At 36.8% G+C, this 1,785-nt stretch carries 3 protein-coding genes; all 3 read right to left on the bottom strand.

Features of this window, described 5'->3' with window-relative positions:
* Window positions 1-228, bottom strand: a 228-nt coding sequence (locus AC1DPQ_RS28575) for a LytR/AlgR family response regulator transcription factor (RefSeq protein WP_477611688.1), incomplete at its 3' end; no start/stop codon positions are given.
* Window positions 225-1,238 (bottom strand): sensor histidine kinase, encoded by a 1,014-nt coding sequence (locus AC1DPQ_RS28570; RefSeq protein ID WP_477611687.1) that lies wholly within the window; start codon window positions 1,236-1,238, stop codon window positions 225-227. The genes AC1DPQ_RS28570 and AC1DPQ_RS28575, both read right to left, overlap by 4 nt.
* A 146-nt stretch (window positions 1,239-1,384) precedes the next feature.
* The coding region (locus AC1DPQ_RS28565) for an ABC transporter permease (protein ID WP_477611686.1) at window positions 1,385-1,785 on the bottom strand (401 nt) is incomplete at its 5' end.

The following is a 1,785-nucleotide window of genomic DNA, read 5'->3' as shown; positions in this document are numbered from 1 at the left end:
AATTACCATTGGCTTTTTAACCAAACTCTGGATAAATTGTAAACCTGTAATACCAGGCATCTGGATATCGATAAAAATGAGGTCTATCGATTGTTCCTGCATAATTTTATTGGCAGCAAAAGCATCATCGCAACTGGCCACCAGTTCCAAAAATGGGATACGGCTGATGTTATCAGCCAGTAATTGCAGGGCTAAGGGCTCATCATCAATGGCTAAACATTTTATCATGCTGTTAATTTTAAAGTCAGGTAAACATTAAACCAGCCATCTTTTTTCTCAATTTCCAGTTGATGATTTTTACCGTATAGTAGGTTTAAGCGTCTGCTTACGTTCGAAAGACCAATGCCAGAGGCGGCATCTTTTACTTCATTCTCATCTTCGTTAAATTTATTTCGAACAGTAAACGTCAAAAGTTCGTCTTCTGTTTTTAAATCAACAAAAATCTGTGGTTTTTCAATCATTCCAACCCCATGTTTAAAGGCATTTTCGATAAATGGGATCAGTAACATGGGTTCTATTTCATCAAACTCACTTTCAATGTTAATGTTTGTTTCTATAACTACTTTTTTGCCGAAACGCTGTTTTTGCAGATCGATATAAGCCTGCAGGTATTCGGTTTCAGTTTTAATGGAGACCTTTTCTTCGTCGGTTTCATATAACATATATTGCATCAAACCGGATAATTTCATTACTGTTGGCTCCAATTCATTGCTTTTTAGTCTTACCAGTGCCACAATGTTGTTTAAAACATTAAAAATGAAGTGCGGACTGATCTGCGACCGTAAAAACGAAAGTTCGGTTTTCATGTTCTCCTGTTCGCGCTGCAAAGCTCTTTTTTCTTCACTGATCCGGTCTGAGATCATGGTAAAGGCGGTACTGGCGGCAATGGTTAATAAAAAAGTTGGTGTGTTAAACCAAAGGGTTCTGCCGAGGTTGAAATCAAAATTGGGTAGTAAAATTCTGAACAATATGGAGTGAATGGTAATCGCTAAAAGTAAACACCCGATAAATGATAAGTTTAAATAAAATATAGCAATCCAATAAAAGTAACTGATAAAATTTAAGCGCAGGAACTGATTTTCATCGTAACTGCTTATTGGGTGAGGAGGACGGCTTCGGTTAACATTAATAATATAGGGCAAAGTGATCAAAACCACCCATACCAGAATGTGCAGGGTAATTTTTATCCACTTTTTGGAGAAATTAATCGTCATTATTTTTTCTTTGGCGCTTTGCATCGCTAAGTTATTATTTATTATGTTTTTTTTAATGTGTTTCTTCATGCCGATCCGATAGCTATCTGATTTATTTCAAGGTAAATGCGAAATGTTTTAAGATCCCCGCCTGCGCGGGAATAACTATACTTTTGTTTGGATACTTAATACTACTCGTATCTTAATGCATCGATAGGATCTAAATTAGATGCTTTTTTGGCTGGATAATAGCCGAAGAAAACACCTGTAATGGCACATACAACAAAGGAAATAATAATTGAAGATTCAGCAATTAAAATTGGCCAGTTTAAGAAATAGGAGATGAGGTACGTTGAACTTACACCCAAAACTACTCCGATAATTCCGCCGGTAATGCTGATTAAAATGGCCTCTATTAAAAATTGCATCAAAACATCTTGTCCGCGGGCACCTATTGACATACGCAGACCGATTTCGCGGGTACGCTCGGTAACCGAAACATACATAATATTCATAATCCCAATTCCACCGATAAACAGTGAAATACCTGCAATAGCGGTTAAAAGAACTGTTAACATGCTACTGGTAGAAC

This window comes from Pedobacter sp. 01T416_2, assembly GCF_056398925.1.
Note: the sequence above shows the minus strand (reverse complement) of the source record. Positions and strands in the feature narration are given on the sequence as shown.